The sequence below is a fragment of the Streptomyces sp. NPDC055140 genome (assembly GCF_053607285.1).
This window is the reverse complement of record NZ_JBSGTG010000004.1, coordinates 4934-24684: the sequence shown is the minus strand read 5'-3', so window position 1 is coordinate 24684 and position 19751 is coordinate 4934. Positions and strand designations below refer to the sequence as shown.

The 19751-nt window shown below is 70.0% G+C and carries 17 protein-coding genes; 15 read left to right on the top strand and 2 right to left on the bottom strand.

Features of this window, described 5'->3' with window-relative positions; translation table 11 throughout:
* Positions 1-11 precede the first annotated feature (11 nt).
* Both ACWFR4_RS10190 and ACWFR4_RS10185 read right to left on the bottom strand, forming a co-directional pair.
* Positions 12-1679, bottom strand: a complete 1668-nt coding sequence (locus tag ACWFR4_RS10190; RefSeq protein ID WP_453466990.1) for a hypothetical protein — start codon at positions 1677-1679, stop codon at positions 12-14.
* 189 nt (positions 1680-1868) lie between these two features.
* The gene (locus ACWFR4_RS10185; RefSeq protein ID WP_453651884.1) at positions 1869-4076 is read right to left on the bottom strand and encodes an elongation factor G-like protein EF-G2; all 2208 of its coding nucleotides are present in this window, start codon (positions 4074-4076) and stop codon (positions 1869-1871) included.
* 269 nt (positions 4077-4345) lie between these two features.
* Between ACWFR4_RS10185 and pgsA the strand changes: the two genes are divergently transcribed.
* From pgsA to ACWFR4_RS10110, 15 genes are all read left to right on the top strand, one after another.
* Complete coding sequence (gene pgsA, locus ACWFR4_RS10180) at positions 4346-5020, top strand: phosphatidylinositol phosphate synthase (protein WP_453466993.1); 675 nt, start codon at positions 4346-4348, stop codon at positions 5018-5020.
* Complete coding sequence (locus tag ACWFR4_RS10175; RefSeq protein ID WP_375996668.1) at positions 5017-5922, top strand: phosphatidylinositol mannoside acyltransferase; 906 nt, start codon at positions 5017-5019, stop codon at positions 5920-5922. Before pgsA ends, ACWFR4_RS10175 begins: the two co-directional genes overlap by 4 nt.
* On the top strand, positions 5919-7079 hold the full coding sequence (locus ACWFR4_RS10170; RefSeq protein ID WP_453466997.1) for a glycosyltransferase family 4 protein: 1161 nt from the start codon (positions 5919-5921) through the stop codon (positions 7077-7079). Before ACWFR4_RS10175 ends, ACWFR4_RS10170 begins: the two co-directional genes overlap by 4 nt.
* A 99-nt stretch (positions 7080-7178) precedes the next feature.
* Positions 7179-7724, top strand: coding sequence for a LemA family protein (locus ACWFR4_RS10165; protein ID WP_266566506.1), 546 nt, complete (start codon positions 7179-7181; stop codon positions 7722-7724).
* 238 nt (positions 7725-7962) lie between these two features.
* Entirely contained in the window at positions 7963-8811 is an 849-nt protein-coding gene (gene pdxS / locus ACWFR4_RS10160) for a pyridoxal 5'-phosphate synthase lyase subunit PdxS (protein WP_362906110.1), read from the top strand.
* On the top strand, positions 8811-9416 hold the full coding sequence (pdxT, locus tag ACWFR4_RS10155) for a pyridoxal 5'-phosphate synthase glutaminase subunit PdxT (RefSeq protein ID WP_453651882.1): 606 nt from the start codon (positions 8811-8813) through the stop codon (positions 9414-9416). Before pdxS ends, pdxT begins: the two co-directional genes overlap by 1 nt.
* Positions 9417-9491: 75 nt before the next feature.
* On the top strand, positions 9492-10244 hold the full coding sequence (locus tag ACWFR4_RS10150; RefSeq protein WP_453468143.1) for a YebC/PmpR family DNA-binding transcriptional regulator: 753 nt from the start codon (positions 9492-9494) through the stop codon (positions 10242-10244).
* A gap of 105 nt (positions 10245-10349) precedes the next feature.
* Positions 10350-10898 carry a crossover junction endodeoxyribonuclease RuvC gene (gene ruvC / locus ACWFR4_RS10145; RefSeq protein WP_116503365.1) on the top strand — a complete coding sequence of 183 codons (549 nt, stop codon included), beginning with the start codon at positions 10350-10352 and terminating at the stop codon, positions 10896-10898.
* Positions 10895-11503, top strand: coding sequence for a Holliday junction branch migration protein RuvA (ruvA, locus tag ACWFR4_RS10140; RefSeq protein ID WP_453651880.1), 609 nt, complete (start codon positions 10895-10897; stop codon positions 11501-11503). The genes ruvC and ruvA overlap by 4 nt, the downstream gene beginning before the upstream one ends.
* Positions 11504-11556: 53 nt before the next feature.
* Positions 11557-12621 (top strand): Holliday junction branch migration DNA helicase RuvB, encoded by a 1065-nt coding sequence (gene ruvB / locus ACWFR4_RS10135; RefSeq protein ID WP_453651878.1) that lies wholly within the window; start codon positions 11557-11559, stop codon positions 12619-12621.
* Positions 12622-12786: 165 nt separating this feature from the next.
* Positions 12787-13287 (top strand): preprotein translocase subunit YajC, encoded by a 501-nt coding sequence (gene yajC, locus ACWFR4_RS10130; protein WP_453468145.1) that lies wholly within the window; start codon positions 12787-12789, stop codon positions 13285-13287.
* A gap of 139 nt (positions 13288-13426) precedes the next feature.
* Positions 13427-15208: a protein translocase subunit SecD gene (gene secD, locus ACWFR4_RS10125; RefSeq protein WP_453468147.1), complete on the top strand. Its 1782-nt coding sequence runs from the start codon at positions 13427-13429 to the stop codon at positions 15206-15208.
* A gap of 1 nt (position 15209) precedes the next feature.
* A complete protein-coding gene (gene secF, locus ACWFR4_RS10120; protein ID WP_453468148.1) occupies positions 15210-16331 on the top strand; it encodes a protein translocase subunit SecF in 1122 nt (373 codons plus the stop codon).
* The gene (locus tag ACWFR4_RS10115; RefSeq protein WP_453468149.1) at positions 16328-16876 is read left to right on the top strand and encodes an adenine phosphoribosyltransferase; all 549 of its coding nucleotides are present in this window, start codon (positions 16328-16330) and stop codon (positions 16874-16876) included. The genes secF and ACWFR4_RS10115 overlap by 4 nt, the downstream gene beginning before the upstream one ends.
* 169 nt (positions 16877-17045) lie before the next feature.
* Positions 17046-19643, top strand: coding sequence for a RelA/SpoT family protein (locus ACWFR4_RS10110; RefSeq protein WP_453468150.1), 2598 nt, complete (start codon positions 17046-17048; stop codon positions 19641-19643).
* The last annotated feature ends 108 nt before the right edge of the window (positions 19644-19751 follow it).

Sequence of the window (19751 nt, the reverse complement as noted above, 5' to 3'; positions counted from 1 at the left end):
GCCAGGCCCGGCTACGCGTCGTACACGTCGGCGTTCGTGGGCGTCGGGGCCTGGACCAGGCCGCTGAGGAGCGTCGAGCGGGTACCGAACTTCTCGGTGTCCACGCCGTTCTCCTCCAGGACCTTGATGGCCGCCGCGTGCACCACGCGCAGGACCGGGGTGGCCGTGCGCAGCGCGTCGTCCGCCATGAAGCGGTGCCGCCACGGCTTGTCCGCCCACGCGTGCCGCAGTCCGAAGGGCTCGGGCAGGATCAGCTTGCCGCCTATGAAGTCCAGGAGCGGCGGGTACCAGGTGAAGGGCGCGCGCACCGCGAGGCGGACCACCTCGTCGGGCTCGATGAGGGGCAGCTTCTTCTCCACCGTCTCCCAGAACTTGATGGCCTTGGCGACTTCCTTCGTCTTCGGCTCGGGCTTCGTCGTGAACAGGGAGTGCACCGGGCCGAGCGCGTGGCCGGTGATCTCGATGCGCAGCGTCTCGTGCAGCACCGTCACCGTGATCAGCATCGTGATCACCAACTGGCCGTCCCAGAGCGTGAACTGCACACCCAGGTAGTGGCGGTCGCCGCTGCCGAACTGCTGCTCGTTGCAGATCCGCTGTATCTCGTGGTTCTTGATCTGGAAGGCCTCGACGTCGGTGCCGCTGGGGCGGGCCACCTTCTTCGCGTTCTCCCCGATCGGCGAGACGATCCAGTGCTTGATCGACGGTGTCGGGAACCCGCCCGTGTGCAGGGGGCCGCGCTCCAGGAGCCGCAGCTTGTCGTGGATCGCCCGAATGACGTCCCAACTGCGGAACGGGTGGATCTCCGCGCCCTCGTCGCGGGGAATCAACTCCTCGGCGAGCTGCCAGCTGCCCCAGCGGGTGCCCATGCCGAGGATGCCCTTGGGGCCCGCGTAGAACACGGCGTTCGACCGCTGCTCCGCGGTCAGCTTGGCGAGGCTCTGGCGCAGCCGCTCGGCAGCCGTCTCGCCCGGGCTGCCGGGCACCGCCTCCGGGATCTTGGCGCCGATGCCGCCGCCCGCGAGCAGGCTGTCCCAGCGATCCCGCATGTCCTGCGCCGTGCGCTCGCAGATCTGCCGGGCCCACAGCCAGCCGACCACGGGCGCCACGATCGCCGCCCGCAGGTACCAGGCCCAGAAGCCCGTGAACGGCAGCCGGACCATGAAGATCACGGCGACGGCCGCGACCGCCACCATCAGCGCCGTGAACAGCGCGGCCATGCGCTTGTTCTCGTGGCCGGCGATCATGCGGCGGACCTGGAAGACGAGCAGCCACACGATGAGGCCGGGCAGGAAGAGGAGGCCGCACAGCGCCATCACGGCCGTCAGCCAGCTGTCGCGCTGCTTACGGATCCGGTTCGCCGCGAGACAGTGCTCGACGACGACCTGCGGCTCGGTGCCGAAGGATTGGATGAGCGGCTTGCGGGCGCCGCCGAGCAGTCGGCCCTGGACGGCCCGCGAGAACGCCTCGCCCAGATTCGGCGCCGCCAGCGACCAAAGGCCCTTCTTCACATCGGACTTGTGCCACTCACTGTTGGCGGCGAGCAGATCGTCCACCTTCGCGTCCCGGTACGCCGCCGAAGCGAGGGCGTACGTGGCCGCGGTCTGTCCCGCGGAGCCGTGCAACGGCACCTGCGCTCCGGGCCTGAAGTCGAATACGTCGTCCGCCACTGCCGCCCCCATCGCCGCGCGCCTTCGCTCCTGCGGCTTTCCCGACTTCCTTGCCCCGCACACCTGTTGATCAGGTCATCGGCTTGATCAGGTCATCAGCGTATCCGGGCGCACCGACATCCGTCAGGGGACGGCCGAAGCCGCCCGCCCGGAAGGGGACCGGGCGGGCGGCCTGGCTGGCGGGTGGCGGGGGACGGTCAACTACGAGACGTCCTGCGCCTGTTCGCGCATCCTGTCGCCCAACTGCGAAGGCATCGGCTCGTGCCGCGCGTACGCCCGGCTGAACCGCCCCGTGCCGTGCGACAGCGACCGCAGGTCCACCGCGTACCGGCCGATCTCGATCTCCGGGATCTCGGCCCGTACGAGCGTGCGAGACCCCGGCGCCTGTTCCGTGCCGACCACGCGGCCGCGCCGCCCCGACAGGTCGCTCATCACCGCGCCCACGTAGTCGTCCGCGACGAGCACCTGTACCTCGGCGACCGGCTCCAGTAGATGGATCTTCGCGTCAGCCGCCGCCTCCCGCAGCGCCAGCGCCCCCGCCGTCTGGAACGCCGCGTCGGAGGAGTCCACCGAGTGCGCCTTGCCGTCGAGCAGCGTGATCCGCACGTCGATGAGGGGATAGCCCGCGGCCACGCCCTTCGCGGCCTGTGTCCGTACGCCCTTCTCCACGGACGGGATGAACTGCCGTGGCACCGCGCCGCCGACGACCTTGTCCACGAACTCGATGCCGGAGCCGTGCGGCAGCGGCTCCACCTCGATCTCGCAGATCGCGAACTGTCCGTGCCCGCCGGACTGCTTCACGTGGCGCCCGCGGCCCGCGGACCTGTCGGCGAACGTCTCCCTGAGGGAGACCTTGTGCGGTACGACGTCGACCTGGACGCCGTACCGGTTGCGCAGCCGCTCCAGGGCGACGTCCGCATGCGCCTCACCGAGGCACCACAGGACGACCTGGTGCGTCGCCTGGTTCTGTTCGAGCCGCATCGTCGGGTCCTCGGCGACCAGCCGGGACAGGCCCTGCGAGAGCTTGTCCTCGTCCGGCTTGCTGTGTGCCTGGATCGCCAGCGGAAGCAGTGGGTCCGGCATGTCCCACGGCTCCATGAGGAGCGGGTCGTCCTTGGCGGAGAGGGTGTCGCCGGTCTCCGCCCTGCCGAGCTTGGCCACGCACGCCATGTCACCGGCGATGCAGTGGGAGAGCACGCGCTGCTGTTTCCCGAAGGGTGACGAGAGGGCGCCGATGCGTTCGTCGACGTCGTGGTCCTCGTGGCCGCGGTCGGCGAGGCCGTGCCCCGACACATGCACCGTGTCGTCGGGTCGCAGGGTTCCGGAGAAGACCCGTACCAGCGAGATCCGGCCCACGTACGGATCGGACGCCGTCTTCACGACCTCCGCGACCAGGGGGCCGTCCGGATCGCAGACGTTCACCGTGCGCGCGTCGCCCGACGGGGTGGTGACCACGGGGGCCGCGCGCTCCAGGGGAGTGGGGAAACCGCCCGTGATGAGTTCGAGCAGCTCGACCGTGCCGATGCCCTGGCGGGCGCCCGGAGCCGCGGGGGCCGCGGCGAGCACCGGGTGGAAGACACCGCGCGCGACGGCCCGCTCCAGGTCCCCGACCAGCGTCTTGTAGTCGATCTCCTCGCCGCTCACATAGCGGTCCATGAGGGTCTCGTCCTCGCTCTCGGCGATGATCCCCTCGATCAGACGGTTGCGTGCCTCCTCGATGAGCGGCAGCTGATCGAGGTCCGGCTCGGACTCCTTGCGCTCGCCCGACGCGTAGTCGAAGACGCGCTGCGACAGGAGGCCGACGAGGCCGGTGACCGGCGCGTGCCCGTCGGGCCCCGGCTCGCCGTGCAGGGGCAGGTAGAGCGGGATGACGGCGTCCGGGTCGTCACCGCCGAAGAACGTCTCACAGGTCCGCGTCATCTGTTCGAAGTCGGAGCGCGCCGCCTCCAGATGCGTCACCACGATGGCGCGCGGCATGCCGACCGCCGCGCACTCCTCCCACACCATGCGTGTCGCGCCCGCCATGGTCTCGGGCCCGTCGGACGCCGAGACGACGAAGAGGGCCGCATCCGCTGCCCGAAGACCGGCCCTCAGCTCCCCGACGAAATCCGCGTATCCGGGGGTGTCCAGAAGATTGATCTTGTACCCGTCCCATTCGAGGGGCACCAGGGAGAGCTGAACCGACCGCTGCTGCCGGTGCTCGATCTCGTCGTAGTCGGAAACGGCGGTCCCGTCCTCCACCCGGCCCGCCCTGTTCACCGCCCCCGCGGTCAGCGCGAGAGCCTCCACCAACGTCGTCTTGCCCGATCCGCTGTGGCCGACCAGCACCACATTCCTCACGGACGCGGGGTGGTCGGCCGCCGTAGCCCTGCCGGCGGCTCCGGTGTGTGTGTTCGCCTTGTCGCCCATGCCTTGCCTCCCGGTTACTTGCACGGTGAGGTGGCACCCCTGCTGAAGAGGGGGTCCCATTGGGCGCGGACTCGCGGGACCCGCGATGGCGGCTCCGACGACGCCCGCGGTGTCTTCGAGCTTTCCACTCGCGTCACGGTGCGTCCATACGTCGTACGTGATCCCCCGGGGCGCGCGGGTGCCCGTAGGTCGTCCACGCGCGCGCGTGACTACGATGGGCCAGCCGGTGGCCAGAAGGGCCGCGCGGCCATCCGACCCTCGGGAAGGCCATGCTGAACAAGTACGCGCGTGCATTCTTCACGCGTGTCCTCACACCGTTCGCCGCGTTTCTCATCCGTCGCGGGGTCAGCCCCGACGCGGTCACGCTCCTCGGTACGGCCGGGGTCGTGGCGGGCGCGCTGGTCTTCTTCCCCCGCGGGGAGTTCTTCTGGGGCACGATCGTCATCACGCTGTTCGTGTTCTCGGACCTCGTGGACGGCAACATGGCGCGCCAGCTCGGCCGCACCAGCCGCTGGGGCGCGTTCCTCGACTCCACGCTCGACCGCGTCGCGGACGGCGCGATCTTCGGCGGCCTCGCCCTCTGGTACGCGGGATCCGGCGACAACAACATGCTGTGTGCCGTCTCCATCTTCTGCCTCGCCAGCGGCCAGGTCGTGTCGTACACCAAGGCCCGCGGTGAGGCCATCGGCCTGCCCGTGGCGGTCAACGGCCTGGTGGAGCGCGCCGAGCGGCTCGTGATCACCCTCGTCGCCGCCGGCCTCGCGGGGCTGCACAAGTTCGGTGTGCCCGGCATCCAGGTCCTGCTGCCGATCGCCCTGTGGGCCGTCGCCGCGGGCAGCCTCGTGACGCTGATCCAGCGGATGGTGACCGTCCGCAGGGAGTCGGCCGAGGCCGACGCGGAGGCCGCCGCCGAGGCCTCCCAGGAGAGCGGGACCGTATCGTGAGCAACGCGCGCGAACGACTCGTCGACGCCCTCTACGGAGCGGGCTGGAGCACGGTCAAGAAGCTCCCCGAGCCCGTCGCGGTCCGCCTGGGCCGTACCATCGCCGACCTCACGTGGAGGCAGCGCGGCAAGAGTGTCCTGCGCCTGGAGTCCAACCTCGCGCGCGTGGTGCCCGACGCTTCCCCGGAGCGCCTCAAGCAGCTTTCCAGGGCGGGCATGCGCTCGTACCTGCGGTACTGGATGGAGTCGTTCCGGCTGCCGTCCTGGAGCGCGGACCGGGTCAGGAACGGCTTCGACATCGACGACGCCCACCTCCTCACCGACGGCCTCGCGTCCGACAAGGGCGTCATCCTGGCCCTGCCCCACCTGGGCAACTGGGACCTGGCGGGTGCCTGGGTCACCACCAAGCTGGAGACCCCGTTCACGACGGTCGCCGAGCGCCTCAAGCCCGAGACTCTCTACGACCGCTTCGTGGCCTACCGCGAGAGCCTCGGCATGGAGGTCCTGCCGCACGAAGGCGGATCCGCCTTCGGCACGCTCGCACGCCGACTGCGCGCCGGCGGCCTGGTCTGCCTGGTCGCCGACCGCGATCTGTCCGAGTCCGGCGTCGAGGTGAAGTTCTTCGGCGACACCGCGCGCATGCCCGCGGGGCCGGCGATACTCGCCCAGCAGACCGGCGCCCTGCTCCTCCCGGTGACCCTCTGGTACGACGAGTCGCCCGTCATGCGCGGACGCGTCCACGCCCCCATCGAGGTGCCCGAGACAGGTACCCGCGCCGAAAAGACGTCTGTCATGACGCAGGCGCTGGCCGACGCCTTCGCCACAGGGATCGCCGACCACCCGGAGGACTGGCACATGCTGCAGCGCTTGTGGCTCGCTGACCTCGAGGAGCGCCGACCGTGAAGATCGGCATCGTCTGCCCGTACTCCTGGGACGTGCCGGGCGGCGTCCAGTTCCACATCCGCGACCTCGCGGAGCACCTCATCGCCCTGGGGCACGAGGTGTCCGTCCTCGCCCCGGCCGACGACGAGACCCCGCTGCCGCCGTACGTCGTCTCGGCGGGCCGTGCCGTCCCCGTGCCCTACAACGGCTCGGTCGCCCGGCTCAACTTCGGCTTCCTGAGCGCCGCGCGCGTGCGCCGCTGGCTGCACGACGGCACGTTCGACGTGATCCACATCCATGAGCCGGCCTCGCCCTCGCTGGGGCTGCTCTCCTGCTGGGCCGCGCAGGGCCCGATCGTCGCCACGTTCCACACGTCGAACCCGCGGTCCCGCGCCATGATCGCCGCGTATCCGATCCTCCAGCCCGCCCTGGAGAAGATCAGCGCGCGGATCGCGGTGAGCGAGTACGCGCGCCGCACGCTCGTGGAGCATCTCGGCGGGGACGCGGTCGTCATCCCGAACGGCGTCGACGTGGACTTCTTCGCCCGCGCCGAGCCCAAGGCCGAGTGGCAGGGCGGCACCATCGGCTTCATCGGGCGCATCGACGAGCCCCGCAAGGGTCTTCCCGTACTGATGAAGGCCCTGCCGAGGATCCTGGCCGAGCGGCCCGGGACCCGGCTGCTCGTGGCCGGACGCGGCGACGAGGAGGAGGCCGTCGCGAGCCTGCCCGTCGAGATGCGCGAACGTGTCGAGTTCCTCGGCATGGTCAGCGACGAGGACAAGGCCAGGCTGCTGCGCAGCGTCGACGTGTACGTGGCCCCCAACACCGGCGGCGAGAGCTTCGGCATCATCCTCGTCGAGGCCATGTCGGCGGGCGCGCCCGTCCTGGCCTCGGATCTCGACGCGTTCGCGCAGGTCCTCGACCAGGGCGGCGCGGGCGAGCTGTTCGCGAACGAGGACGCGGACGCCCTCGCGGACTCGGCCGTCCGGCTCCTGGGCGACGCCGACCGGCGCGAGGAGCTGCGGGAGCGCGGCAGCAAGCACGTGCGGCGCTTCGACTGGTCGACCGTGGGGGCGGACATCCTGTCCGTGTACGAGACGGTGACCACCGGCGCCGCGGCCGTGGCCACCGACGAACGCAGCGGACTGCGGGCCCGGTTCGGGCTCGCCCGCGACTGACGGGACGTACCGGCGCGCCACGCGCACAAACCGGTACGTCCCTCCCGTCCTGTACGCGGCTGATCGCCGGTGCGGTGCACGGCTGTAGCCTTTGCGCCCGTGACCTCCACTTTGATCTGGATCGCGGTCTTCCTCATCGCGGTCGGCCTCTACCTGAGCTGGACAGCGGGCCGTCTCGACCGGCTGCACGCCCGGATCGACGCGGCCCGCGCCGCCCTCGACGCCCAACTGCTGCGCCGCGCCTCGGTGGCGCAGGAGCTGGCCACCTCCGGAGTGCTCGACCCCGCCGCCTCGATCGTCCTGTACGAGGCCGCGCACGCGGCACGGCAGGCCGAGGAGGACCACCGTGAGGTCGCCGAGAGCGAGCTGAGTCAGGCGCTGCGGGCCGTGTTCGGCGAGGCCGGGCAGATGGAGGCGGTGCGCGCCGCCCCTGGCGGCCCCGACGCGGCCGAGGAGCTCGCGCAGGCCGTCCGCAGGGTGCCGATGGCCCGGCGCTTCCACAACGACGCCGTACGGGCCGCACGCGCCCTGCGCAGGCACCGCACGGTGCGCTGGTTCCGGCTCGCGGGCCACGCGCCGTTCCCCCTGGCCTTCGAGATGGACGACGAGCCGCCCGTCGCGCTCGCCGACCGGCCCACCACATAAGCGCTCGCCGACCGACCCACCACATAAGGGACCGACCGGCCCACTACGTAACACGGTGGTGATCAGGCGCGTTCGCGGAGAATGAGCCACCGGTCGGACATTGGCCCTTGATGTGGACTGGTCGCGGGGCGTTTCCTCTGTGGAGTAGTAACCCCCCTTTTTCCACCGAGCGAGGTCACCCGTGTCCAGCACCCCCCAGTCCGTCGAAACCACCGGCACCGCGCGCGTGAAGCGCGGCATGGCCGAGCAGCTCAAGGGCGGCGTGATCATGGACGTCGTCAACGCCGAGCAGGCGAAGATCGCCGAGGACGCCGGCGCGGTGGCTGTCATGGCGCTCGAGCGGGTGCCGGCCGACATCCGCAAGGACGGCGGCGTGGCCCGGATGTCCGACCCGAACATGATCGAAGAGATCATCGAGGCCGTCTCCATCCCGGTCATGGCCAAGTCCCGCATCGGTCACTTCGTCGAGGCCCAGGTCCTGCAGTCGCTCGGCGTCGACTACATCGACGAGTCCGAGGTGCTGACCCCGGCCGACGAGGTCAACCACAGCGACAAGTTCGCGTTCACGACCCCCTTCGTGTGCGGCGCCACCAACCTCGGCGAGGCCCTGCGCCGCATCGCCGAGGGCGCGGCCATGATCCGCTCGAAGGGCGAGGCCGGCACGGGCAACGTCGTCGAGGCCGTCCGCCACCTGCGCCAGATCAAGAACGAGATCGCCAGGCTGCGCGGCTTCGACAACAACGAGCTGTACGCCGCCGCCAAGGAGCTGCGCGCCCCCTACGAGCTCGTCAAGGAGGTCTCCGAGCTCGGCAAGCTGCCGGTGGTGCTGTTCTCCGCCGGTGGTGTCGCCACGCCCGCCGACGCCGCCCTGATGCGTCAGCTCGGCGCCGAGGGCGTCTTCGTCGGCTCCGGCATCTTCAAGTCCGGCGACCCCGCCAAGCGCGCCGCCGCCATCGTGAAGGCCACCACCTTCTACGACGACCCCAAGATCATCGCGGACGCCTCGCGCAACCTGGGCGAGGCCATGGTCGGCATCAACTGCGACACCCTCCCCGAGACCGAGCGCTACGCGAACCGGGGCTGGTAATGACCTCTCCCGTAGTGGGCGTCCTCGCGCTCCAGGGCGACGTACGGGAGCACCTCGTCGGCCTGGCCACGGCGGACGCCGTGGCCAGGCCCGTGCGGCGGCCCGAGGAACTCGCCGAGGTGGACGGCATCGTCCTGCCCGGCGGGGAGTCGACCACCATCTCCAAACTGGCCGTCCTGTTCGGGCTCATGGAGCCCCTGCGCGCGCGTGTGCGTGAAGGCATGCCGGTGTACGGCACCTGCGCGGGCATGATCCTGCTCGCCGACAAGATCCTCGACCCGCGTTCGGGCCAGGAGACGGTCGGCGGGATCGACATGATCGTGCGCCGCAACGCCTTCGGACGTCAGAACGAGTCCTTCGAGGCGGCGGTCGACGTGCGCGGCGTGGAGGGCGACCCCGTGGAGGGCGTCTTCATCCGCGCCCCCTGGGTCGAGTCGGTGGGCGCCCGTGTCGAGGTACTCGCGGAGTACGACGGGCACATAGTCGCTGTACGGCAGGAAAACGCCCTAGCCACGTCCTTCCACCCCGAACTGACCGGCGACCACAGGATGCACGCACTGTTCGTCGACATGGTGCGGGCGAAGCTGGTGGCCGGGTCCTTGTAGGATCTCGGGGGGTCCCCCGGCCCTTGAGGCCAGGGGGAGTTCGTACTGGGTTGGTTACGCGAAGGAGACAGGCAGATGTCCGGCCACTCTAAATGGGCTACGACGAAGCACAAGAAGGCCGTGATCGACGCCAAGCGCGGCAAGCTCTTCGCGAAGATGATCAAGAACATCGAGGTCGCTGCCCGCACGGGCGGCTCCGACGTGTCCGGCAACCCGACGCTCTTCGACGCCATTCAGAAGGCCAAGAAGAGCTCGGTCCCGAACAAGAACATCGACTCCGCGGTCAAGCGCGGTGCCGGCCTCGAGGCCGGTGGCGCCGACTACGAGACGATCATGTACGAGGGCTACGGTCCCAGCGGTGTCGCGGTGCTCATCGAGTGCCTCACCGACAACCGCAACCGTGCCGCGTCCGACGTGCGTGTCGCCATGACCCGCAACGGCGGCAACATGGCCGACCCCGGATCCGTCTCGTACTTGTTCAACCGCAAGGGTGTCGTGATCGTCCCCAAGGGTGAGCTGTCCGAGGACGACGTCCTCGGTGCCGTGCTCGACGCGGGCGCCGAAGAGGTCAACGACCTCGGTGAGTCCTTCGAGGTGCTCAGCGAGGCCACCGACCTGGTCGCCGTGCGCACCGCGCTCCAGGAGGCCGGCATCGACTACGACTCGGCCGACGCCAACTTCGTCCCGACCATGCAGGTCGAGCTGGACGAGGAGGGCGCCCGCAAGATCTTCAAGCTCATCGACGCGCTCGAGGACAGCGACGACGTGCAGAACGTCTTCGCCAACTTCGACGTGAGCGACGAGGTCATGGAGAAGGTCGACGCCTGACACGCAGGCAGCGCACGGGCCGACGGGACACACACCCCGTCGGCCCGTCGCATTGTCAGCGGTACCCGATAGCCTGCACAAACTGGCTATCGAAGGAGGGGCGGGGTGCGCGTACTCGGCGTGGACCCGGGGTTGACCCGGTGCGGTGTCGGCGTGGTCGAGGGGGTCGCGGGGCGGCCCCTGACGATGCGTGGTGTCGGCGTCGTACGGACCCCGGCCGACGCGGAGTTGGGCCACCGCCTCGTCGCCATCGAGCAGGGCATCGAGCAGTGGCTCGACGAGTACCGGCCCGAATTCGTCGCCGTGGAGCGGGTGTTCAGCCAGCACAACGTGCGGACGGTCATGGGGACGGCCCAGGCGAGCGCGGTCGCCATGCTCTGCGCCAGCCGCCGCGGCATCCCCGTGGCCCTCCATACGCCCAGCGAGGTCAAGGCCGCCGTGACGGGCAGCGGACGGGCCGACAAGGCGCAGGTGGGCGCCATGGTGACACGCCTGCTGAGACTGGACGCACCCCCCAAGCCCGCCGACGCGGCCGACGCCCTGGCCCTCGCCATCTGTCACATCTGGCGCGCCCCCGCGCAGAACAGACTCCAGCAGGCCGTCGCCCTGCACGCATCGAAACCTGCCACAGCACCGAAAGGCCGTATCGCATGATCGCCTTCGTCAGCGGCCCGGTGGCCGCCCTCGCCCCTGACACCGCGGTGGTCGAGGTCGGCGGCATCGGCATGGCCGTCCAGTGCACCCCGAACACGCTCTCCGGGCTCCGCATCGGCCAGCAGACCAAGCTCGCCACCTCCCTCGTCGTACGCGAGGACTCGCTCACGCTCTACGGCTTCGCCGACGACGACGAGCGGCAGACCTTCGAGCTGCTCCAGACCGCCAGTGGTGTCGGACCCCGGCTCGCGCAGGCCATGCTCGCCGTGCACAGCCCCGACGCCCTGCGCCGCGCGGTGGCCTCCGGTGACGAGAAGTCGCTCACCGCTGTGCCCGGCATCGGCAAGAAGGGCGCCCAGAAGCTGCTCATCGAACTCAAGGACCGGCTCGGCGCGCCCCTCGGCACCGGTACGGGCGTGGGCGCCCCCGTGACCTCCGGCTGGCGCGATCAGCTGCAGGCCGCGCTCATCGGGCTCGGCTACGCCACCCGCGAGGCCGACGAGGCCATTGAGGCGGTCGCCCCGCAGGCCGAGGAGGAGGGCGGCACGCCGCAGGTCGGCAGGCTCCTCAAGGCCGCGCTCCAGACGCTGAACCGCACCCGCTGACCGGGCCCGCGCCCGCTCCCCGCCCGAACCACCACCACCGCGAGGCACACCTCATGAACTGGGACGACGCGACGCCCGACACCGAGCGGCTCGTGGGCTCTGTCGCCGACCGCGAGGACCAGGCGGTGGAGGCCGCCCTGCGCCCCAAGGACCTGGGCGAGTTCATCGGCCAGGAGAAGGTCCGCGAGCAGCTCGACCTGGTCCTCAGGGCGGCACGCGCGCGTGGTGCCACCGCCGACCACGTTCTGCTCTCCGGAGCGCCCGGCCTCGGCAAGACCACACTCTCCATGATCATCGCGGCCGAGATGGGTGCCCCCATCCGGATCACCAGCGGCCCGGCCATCCAGCACGCCGGCGACCTGGCCGCGATCCTCTCCTCCCTCCAGGAGGGCGAGGTCCTCTTCCTCGACGAGATCCACCGCATGTCCCGCCCCGCCGAAGAAATGCTCTACATGGCGATGGAGGACTACCGGGTCGACGTCATCGTCGGCAAGGGGCCCGGTGCCACGGCCATCCCGCTGGAACTGCCCCCGTTCACCCTCGTCGGCGCCACCACGCGCGCGGGCCTGCTGCCCCCGCCACTGCGCGACCGCTTCGGATTCACGGCGCACATGGAGTTCTACGAGCCGGCCGAGCTGGAGCGCGTCATCCACCGCTCCGCGAACCTCCTCGACGTGGAGATCGACGCCCAGGGCGCCGCCGAGATCGCCGGCCGCTCCCGAGGCACCCCCCGTATCGCCAACCGACTGCTGCGCCGGGTCCGTGACTACGCGCAGGTCAAGGCCGACGGTCACATCACCCGTGACATCGCCGGGGTGGCCCTCGGCGTCTACGAGGTGGACGGCCGCGGCCTCGACCGGCTCGACCGCGCCGTCCTCGAAGCGCTGATCAAGCTCTTCGGCGGCGGGCCCGTCGGCCTCTCCACCCTCGCGGTCGCCGTGGGGGAGGAGCGCGAGACGGTCGAGGAGGTCGCCGAACCCTTCCTCGTACGCGAAGGCCTGCTGGCTCGTACTCCGCGCGGGCGGGTCGCCACCCCCGCGGCCTGGGCGCACCTCGGCCTCACGCCGCCCCAGCAGACAAGGGGCACAAGCGGACAACAGGACCTGTTCGGGGCGTGATCGCGCAGCGTAGTCGCGAGGTCAGGAACCCCGGTGGCATGTTGAGCGTTGTTCCTTGAGCGTGGACTCGCTTAGACTCCGCCGATGCCGCCCTTGTGGACGGCGTGCCCACCCCCATCCAACAGGCCGCTTACGTGCGCGGTCGTGCGAAGGAATTTCCGTCCCGTGAATATCGTGACCCTCCTCCCGTTCATCGTGCTCATCGGGGCCATGTTCCTGATGACCCGCTCCGCCAAGAAGAAGCAGCAGGCGGCAGGCCAGATGCGGGACCAGATGCAGCCCGGTTCCGGCGTCCGCACGATCGGGGGCATGTACGCCACCGTCAAGGAGGTCCACGACGAGATGGTCCTTCTGGAGGTGGCCCCCGGCGTCCACGCCGTCTACGCGAAGAACTCGATCGGCGCCGTCCTCGGCGACGACGAGTACAACCGCATCGTCCACGGCACCGAGAGTGATGACAACGATGACCACGACGCCCTCGGCGCCGATGGTGCGATCGTGCCGGACGACGCTTCCTCCCTCACCGAGACCGACGAGCCCGCCGACGCTTCGGACGACTCGCGCATCGACCTCGGCAAGAAGGACGAGGCTGCTGCCACTGACGCAGCCCCCGAGGCCGACGGCGCCGAGCCGAAGAAGACCGACGGCGAGTCCGACGCGAAGTAGTCACGCCCCCAGGACCGCGCGCGCCCGCTCGCGCTCCGCGGTCCCGGACGTGTGATTTCCGCACGGATTCTCGACACCATTTCATGGCCGTCCGGGCACGTACCCCGCTGCTGGACGGATGGAGAGGGAGAACGAGAAGGTGGCAGCACCCAAGAAGGGCCGAAGTCACGGCGCCCAGAGCAGGCCGGGCCGCACACTGGCCTTCATCCTGATCGCGATGGTGGCGCTGACCGGCGGGATGTTCCTGTCCGGCCACACCACGCCGCGCCTGGGCATCGACCTCGCCGGTGGTACGAGCATCACGCTCAAGGCGAAGAGTGAGCCGGGTCAGAAGAACGCGGTCAACCAGACCAACATGAACACGGCCGTGAGCATCATCGAGCGCCGCGTCAACGGTCTGGGTGTCACGGAGTCCGAGGTCCAGACCCAGGGCTCCGACAACATCATCGTCAACATCCCCAAGGGGACGAACGAGGCGCAGGCGCGCGAGCAGGTCGGCACGACCGCCCAGCTCTACTTCCGCCCCGTGATCACCGTGGCCGCCGGTGCGCCCACCCCCGAGCCCTCCGCCAGCCCTTCGGGCTCGGGCAAGAACAAGGCGACCGACAAGGCGACCGACAAGGCCACGGACGGCGGCAAGGGCAAGGCGTCCAGCACGCCGACCCCCACGCCGACCGCGTCCGCGACCTCGCAGGGCCGTGCCGTCACCGACGCACTGAAGGCCGACTCCTCCCCGACGCCGAGCGCCGGCTCCTCCGCGAGCGGCAAGCCCACCCCCTCGGCGAGCTCCACCCCGGACCCGGCCACCGCCGCGCTGCAGAAGAAGTTCACGGACCTCGACTGCACCGACAAGGCCGCCCGCAGCCAGGTCACCTCGGGCGTCAGGCCCGAGGACCCCGCCGTGGCGTGCGGTAAGAACTCGTCCGGTCAGTGGGAGAAGTACATCCTCGGCCCCGCCGAGGTGAACGGTAAGGACGTCGACAAGGCGCAGGCCACGATCAACCAGCAGACCGGTGCCTGGGTCGTCAACATGGACTTCACGGGCGGCGGCTCGAAGAAGTTCGCGAAGATCACCAGCAAGCTCTCGCAGCAGCAGCCGCCGATGAACCAGTTCGCCATCGTGCTCGACGGCGACGTGGTCTCGGCCCCAAGCGTCAGCTCGACCCTGAGCGGCAGCGCGGAGATCTCCGGCAGCTTCGACCAGCAGTCCGCCCAGGACCTCGCCAACGTGCTGTCCTACGGTGCGCTCCCGCTCTCCTTCCAGGAGCAGAGCGTCACGACGGTCACCGCGGCCCTCGGCGGTGAGCAGCTGCACGCCGGCCTGATCGCCGGTGCCATCGGCCTCCTGCTGGTCGTGATCTACCTGGTGGTCTACTACCGCGGCCTGTCGCTGATCGCGCTCGCCTCGCTCCTCGTGTCCGCGGTCCTCACCTACGTGATCATGACGCTCCTCGGCCCGGCCATCGGCTTCGCGCTGAACCTGCCGGCGGTCTGCGGCGCGATCGTGGCGATCGGTATCACGGCCGACTCGTTCATCGTGTTCTTCGAACGCATCAGGGACGAGATCCGTGAGGGTCGCTCGCTGCGGCCCTCCGTCGAGCGCGCCTGGCCGCGGGCCCGGCGCACGATCCTGGTCTCCGACTTCGTGTCGTTCCTCGCCGCCGCGGTGCTGTTCGTCGTCACCGTGGGCAAGGTCCAGGGCTTCGCGTTCACGCTCGGCCTGACCACCGTGCTCGACGTGGTCGTCGTCTTCCTGTTCACCAAGCCGCTGATGACGATCCTGGCCCGCAAGAAGTTCTTCGCGAGCGGACACCCGTGGTCCGGGCTCGACCCGAAGCGCCTCGGCGCCAAGCCGCCACTGCGCCGCACACGCCGTGCCCCCGGCTCTCCCGTAGGCCCTGTCGACACGAAGGAGGCGTGAGATGTCGAAGCTCGGCCATCTCGGCGCCCGGCTCATCCGCGGTGAAGTCGGCTACGACTTCATCGGCAAGCGCAAGATCTGGTACGGCATCTCGATCCTGATCACCATCACGGCCATCGTCGGCCTGGCGGTGCGTGGTCTGAACATGGGCATCGAGTTCGAGGGCGGCGCGGTCTTCACCACCCCGAAGACCAGCGTCTCCGCGGGCACGGCGGAGCGCTCCGCCGAAGCGGCCTCCGGGCACGACGCGATCGTGCAGGAGCTCGGCACCGGCGGTCTGCGCATCCAGATCTCCGGCGTGGACACCGCGAAGTCCGACCAGATCAAGACCGAACTCGCCAAGGACCTGAACGTCCCCGAGGCGAAGATCAACGCCGACCTCGTCGGACCCAGCTGGGGTGAGACGATCGCCAACAAGGCCTGGACCGGCCTGATCGTCTTCATGATCCTCGTGGTGATCTATCTGGCCATCGCCTTCGAGTGGCGCATGGCCATCGCGGCCCTGGTCGCACTGATCCACGACATCACGATCACGGTCGGGATCTACGCCCTGGTCGGCTTCGAGGTCACCACGGGCACGGTGATCGGTCTGCTGACCATCCTCGGTTACTCGCTCTACGACACGGTGGTCGTCTTCGACTCCTTGAAGGAGGGCACGAAGGACATCACCAAGCAGACCCGCTACACGTACAGCGAGATCGCCAACCGCTCCATCAACGGCACGCTGGTGCGTTCGATCAACACCACGATCGTCGCGCTGCTGCCGGTGGCGGGCCTGCTGTTCATCGGTGGCGGTTTCCTCGGCGCCGGCATGCTCAACGACATCTCGCTGTCGCTGTTCGTCGGTCTCGCGGCCGGTGCGTACTCGTCGATCTTCATCGCCACTCCGCTCGTCGCCGACCTGAAGGAACGCGACCCGCAGATCAAGGCTCTGAAGAAGCGCGTGCTCGCCAAGCGCGCGGCGGCGGCCGCCAAGGGCGAGTCCGCCGAGGCCACGGAGCCGCAGGGCGACGACTTCGACGACGACCCGTCGGACGACGAGTCCGCTGCGGTCGTCGGCCCCCGCCACCAGCCCGCGTCGCGCAACCGCGGTCGCGGTCGGCCCTCGGGGAAGGGCCGATGACCGAGCTCGCAGAACTCTCGACGCTGCTCCTCAGCCGTATCCGCGATGTGCCGGACTACCCGGAGCCGGGCGTGATGTTCAAGGACATCACCCCGCTCCTGGCGGACCCGTCGGCCTTCACGGCGCTCACCGACGCCCTCGCGGAGCTCTGCGTCGCGAACGGCGCCACCAAGGTCGTCGGCCTGGAGGCGCGCGGGTTCATCCTGGGCGCCCCCGTCGCGGTACGCGCCGGGCTCGGCTTCATCCCCGTACGCAAGGCCGGCAAGCTCCCCGGGGCGACGCTCAGCCAGTCGTACGACCTGGAGTACGGGTCGGCCGAGATCGAGGTGCACGCCGAGGATCTGGTCGCGGGCGACCGCGTCATGGTGATCGACGACGTCCTCGCCACCGGCGGCACGGCCGAGGCGTCGGTGCGGCTCATCCGGCGCGCGGGCGCCGAGGTCGCCGGCATCGCCGTCCTGATGGAGCTGGGTTTCCTGGGCGGCCGCGAACGGCTGCTTCCGTCTCTTGACGGCGCCCCGCTGGACGCAGTGCTCATGGTCTGAACACCTGGTCACAGGCGTAAGGGCGGGCCCGGAGGAATCCGGTGCCCGCCTTTTGCGTTTGCCCTGATGAAAGCCGTCCCACCGGCCGAAGGCGAGCGGGCGGCCCAGTGTCGATACCATGGGCTCTCCGGGACCTGAACGGGGGACCCGTCGCGCACGAGGAGCGCCGTTGCCAGACGAGGCCAAGCCACTCTCCCCCAGCGCCGAGCGCGTGGGGGTACCCACAGCCGCCAAGCCCGACCAGAAGGCCGACCAGGCCGCGGCTCCCGCCGTCATGCCCGCGAAGCCCGGGGAGACCGGCAAGACCGGGCCGAGCTCCAGCGGCACCCCGGAAGGCAAGACGGCCGAGCAGCAGTCGCGCCCCAAGCCCCCCGCCGGCAAGAGCCCGGCCCCCGGCCCCGCTGCCGTCGCCCCGGCTCCGGCCGCACCGCCCACGCCGCCCGTGGTGCGCCCCGCGGCAGGCCAGCCCGCCCGCTCCGGCTCCTCGAACCGCGTCCGTGCCCGCCTCGCCCGTCTCGGCGTGCAGCGCTCGAACCCGTACAACCCCGTTCTCGAGCCGCTGCTGCGGATAGTGCGCAGCAACGACCCGAAGATCGAGACGTCCACGCTCCGCCAGGTCGAGCGCGCCTACCAGGTCGCCGAGCGCTGGCACCGCGGCCAGAAGCGCAAGAGCGGCGACCCGTACATCACGCACCCGCTGGCCGTGACGACGATCCTCGCCGAGCTCGGCATGGACCCCGCGACGCTCATGGCGGGCCTGCTGCACGACACCGTCGAGGACACCGAGTACGGCCTGGACACCCTGCGCCGCGACTTCGGTGACCAGGTCGCCCTCCTCGTCGACGGCGTCACCAAGCTCGACAAGGTCAAGTTCGGCGAGGCCGCACAGGCCGAGACCGTGCGCAAGATGGTCGTCGCGATGGCCAAGGACCCGCGTGTCCTGGTCATCAAGCTCGCCGACCGCCTGCACAACATGCGCACGATGCGTTACCTCAAGCGCGAGAAGCAGGAGAAGAAGGCCCGCGAGACGCTGGAGATCTACGCTCCGCTGGCGCACCGCCTGGGCATGAACACCATCAAGTGGGAGCTGGAGGACCTCGCCTTCGCGATCCTCTACCCCAAGATGTACGACGAGATCGTGCGTCTGGTGGCCGAGCGCGCGCCCAAGCGCGACGAGTACCTCGCCATAGTGACCGACGAGGTGCAGAGCGACCTGCGCGCCGCCCGCATCAAGGCGACCGTCACCGGCCGCCCGAAGCACTACTACAGCGTCTACCAGAAGATGATCGTCCGCGGCCGTGACTTCGCGGAGATCTACGACCTGGTGGGCATCCGTGTCCTGGTCGACACGGTGAGGGACTGCTACGCCGCCCTCGGCACGGTGCACGCGCGATGGAACCCGGTCCCCGGCCGGTTCAAGGACTACATCGCGATGCCCAAGTTCAACATGTACCAGTCGCTGCACACGACGGTGATCGGCCCCAACGGGAAGCCCGTCGAGCTGCAGATCCGTACGTTCGACATGCACCGCCGTGCCGAGTACGGCATCGCCGCGCACTGGAAGTACAAGCAGGAGGCCGTCGCCGGCGCCTCCAAGGTGCGCAGTGACCAGCCGAAGGCCACCGGCAAGGACGACCACCTCAACGACATGGCGTGGCTGCGCCAGTTGCTCGACTGGCAGAAGGAGACGGAGGACCCGGGCGAGTTCCTGGAGTCCCTGCGCTTCGACCTCTCGCGCAACGAGGTCTTCGTCTTCACGCCGAAGGGCGACGTCATAGCGCTCCCGGCCGGAGCGACCCCCGTCGACTTCTCCTACGCGGTCCACACCGAGGTCGGTCACCGCACCATAGGAGCGCGGGTCAACGGGCGGCTCGTACCGCTCGAATCGACCCTGGACAACGGCGACTTGGTGGAGGTCTTCACCTCCAAGGCGGCCGGCGCCGGGCCCTCGCGGGACTGGCTGGGCTTCGTCAAGTCGCCCCGCGCGCGCAACAAGATCCGCGCCTGGTTCTCCAAGGAGCGCCGCGACGAGGCGATCGAGCAGGGCAAGGACGCCATCGCGCGCGCCATGCGCAAGCAGAACCTGCCGATCCAGCGCATCCTGACGGGCGACTCCCTGGTCACGCTCGCGCACGAGATGCGCTACCCCGACATCTCGTCCCTGTACGCGGCGATCGGCGAAGGCCATGTCACCGCGCAGAGCGTCGTCCAGAAGCTCGTGCAGGCCCTCGGCGGCGAGGAGGCCGCCAACGAGGACATCGCCGAGAGCGCACCCCCGTCGCGCGGCCGCAAGCGCCGTGCGAACGCCGACCCCGGCGTGGTCGTCAAGGGTGTCGAGGACGTGTGGGTCAAGCTGGCCCGCTGCTGTACGCCCGTCCCCGGCGACCCCATCATCGGCTTCGTCACGCGCGGCAGTGGCGTATCGGTGCACCGCAGCGACTGTGTGAACGTCGAGTCGCTGTCCCGCGAGCCCGAGCGGATCCTCGAGGTCGAGTGGGCGCCCACGCAGTCCTCGGTCTTCCTCGTCGCCATACAGGTCGAGGCTCTCGACCGCTCGCGACTGCTCTCGGACGTCACCAGGGTCCTGTCCGACCAGCACGTCAACATCCTGTCCGCGGCCGTGCAGACGTCCCGCGACCGGGTGGCCACCTCCCGCTTCACCTTCGAGATGGGTGACCCCAAGCACCTGGGTCACGTCCTGAAGGCGGTCAGGGGAGTGGAGGGCGTCTACGACGTGTACCGCGTGACGTCGGCGCGCAGGCCGTAGTCGACCGACATGAGAGGGGCCCCCCCGCCCCGCGCCCCGGGGGCCCCCCCAAAGCATAAATAACATCCCCCCCCCACGAGCACGACCCCAAAGCACCGGAGGGGGAGC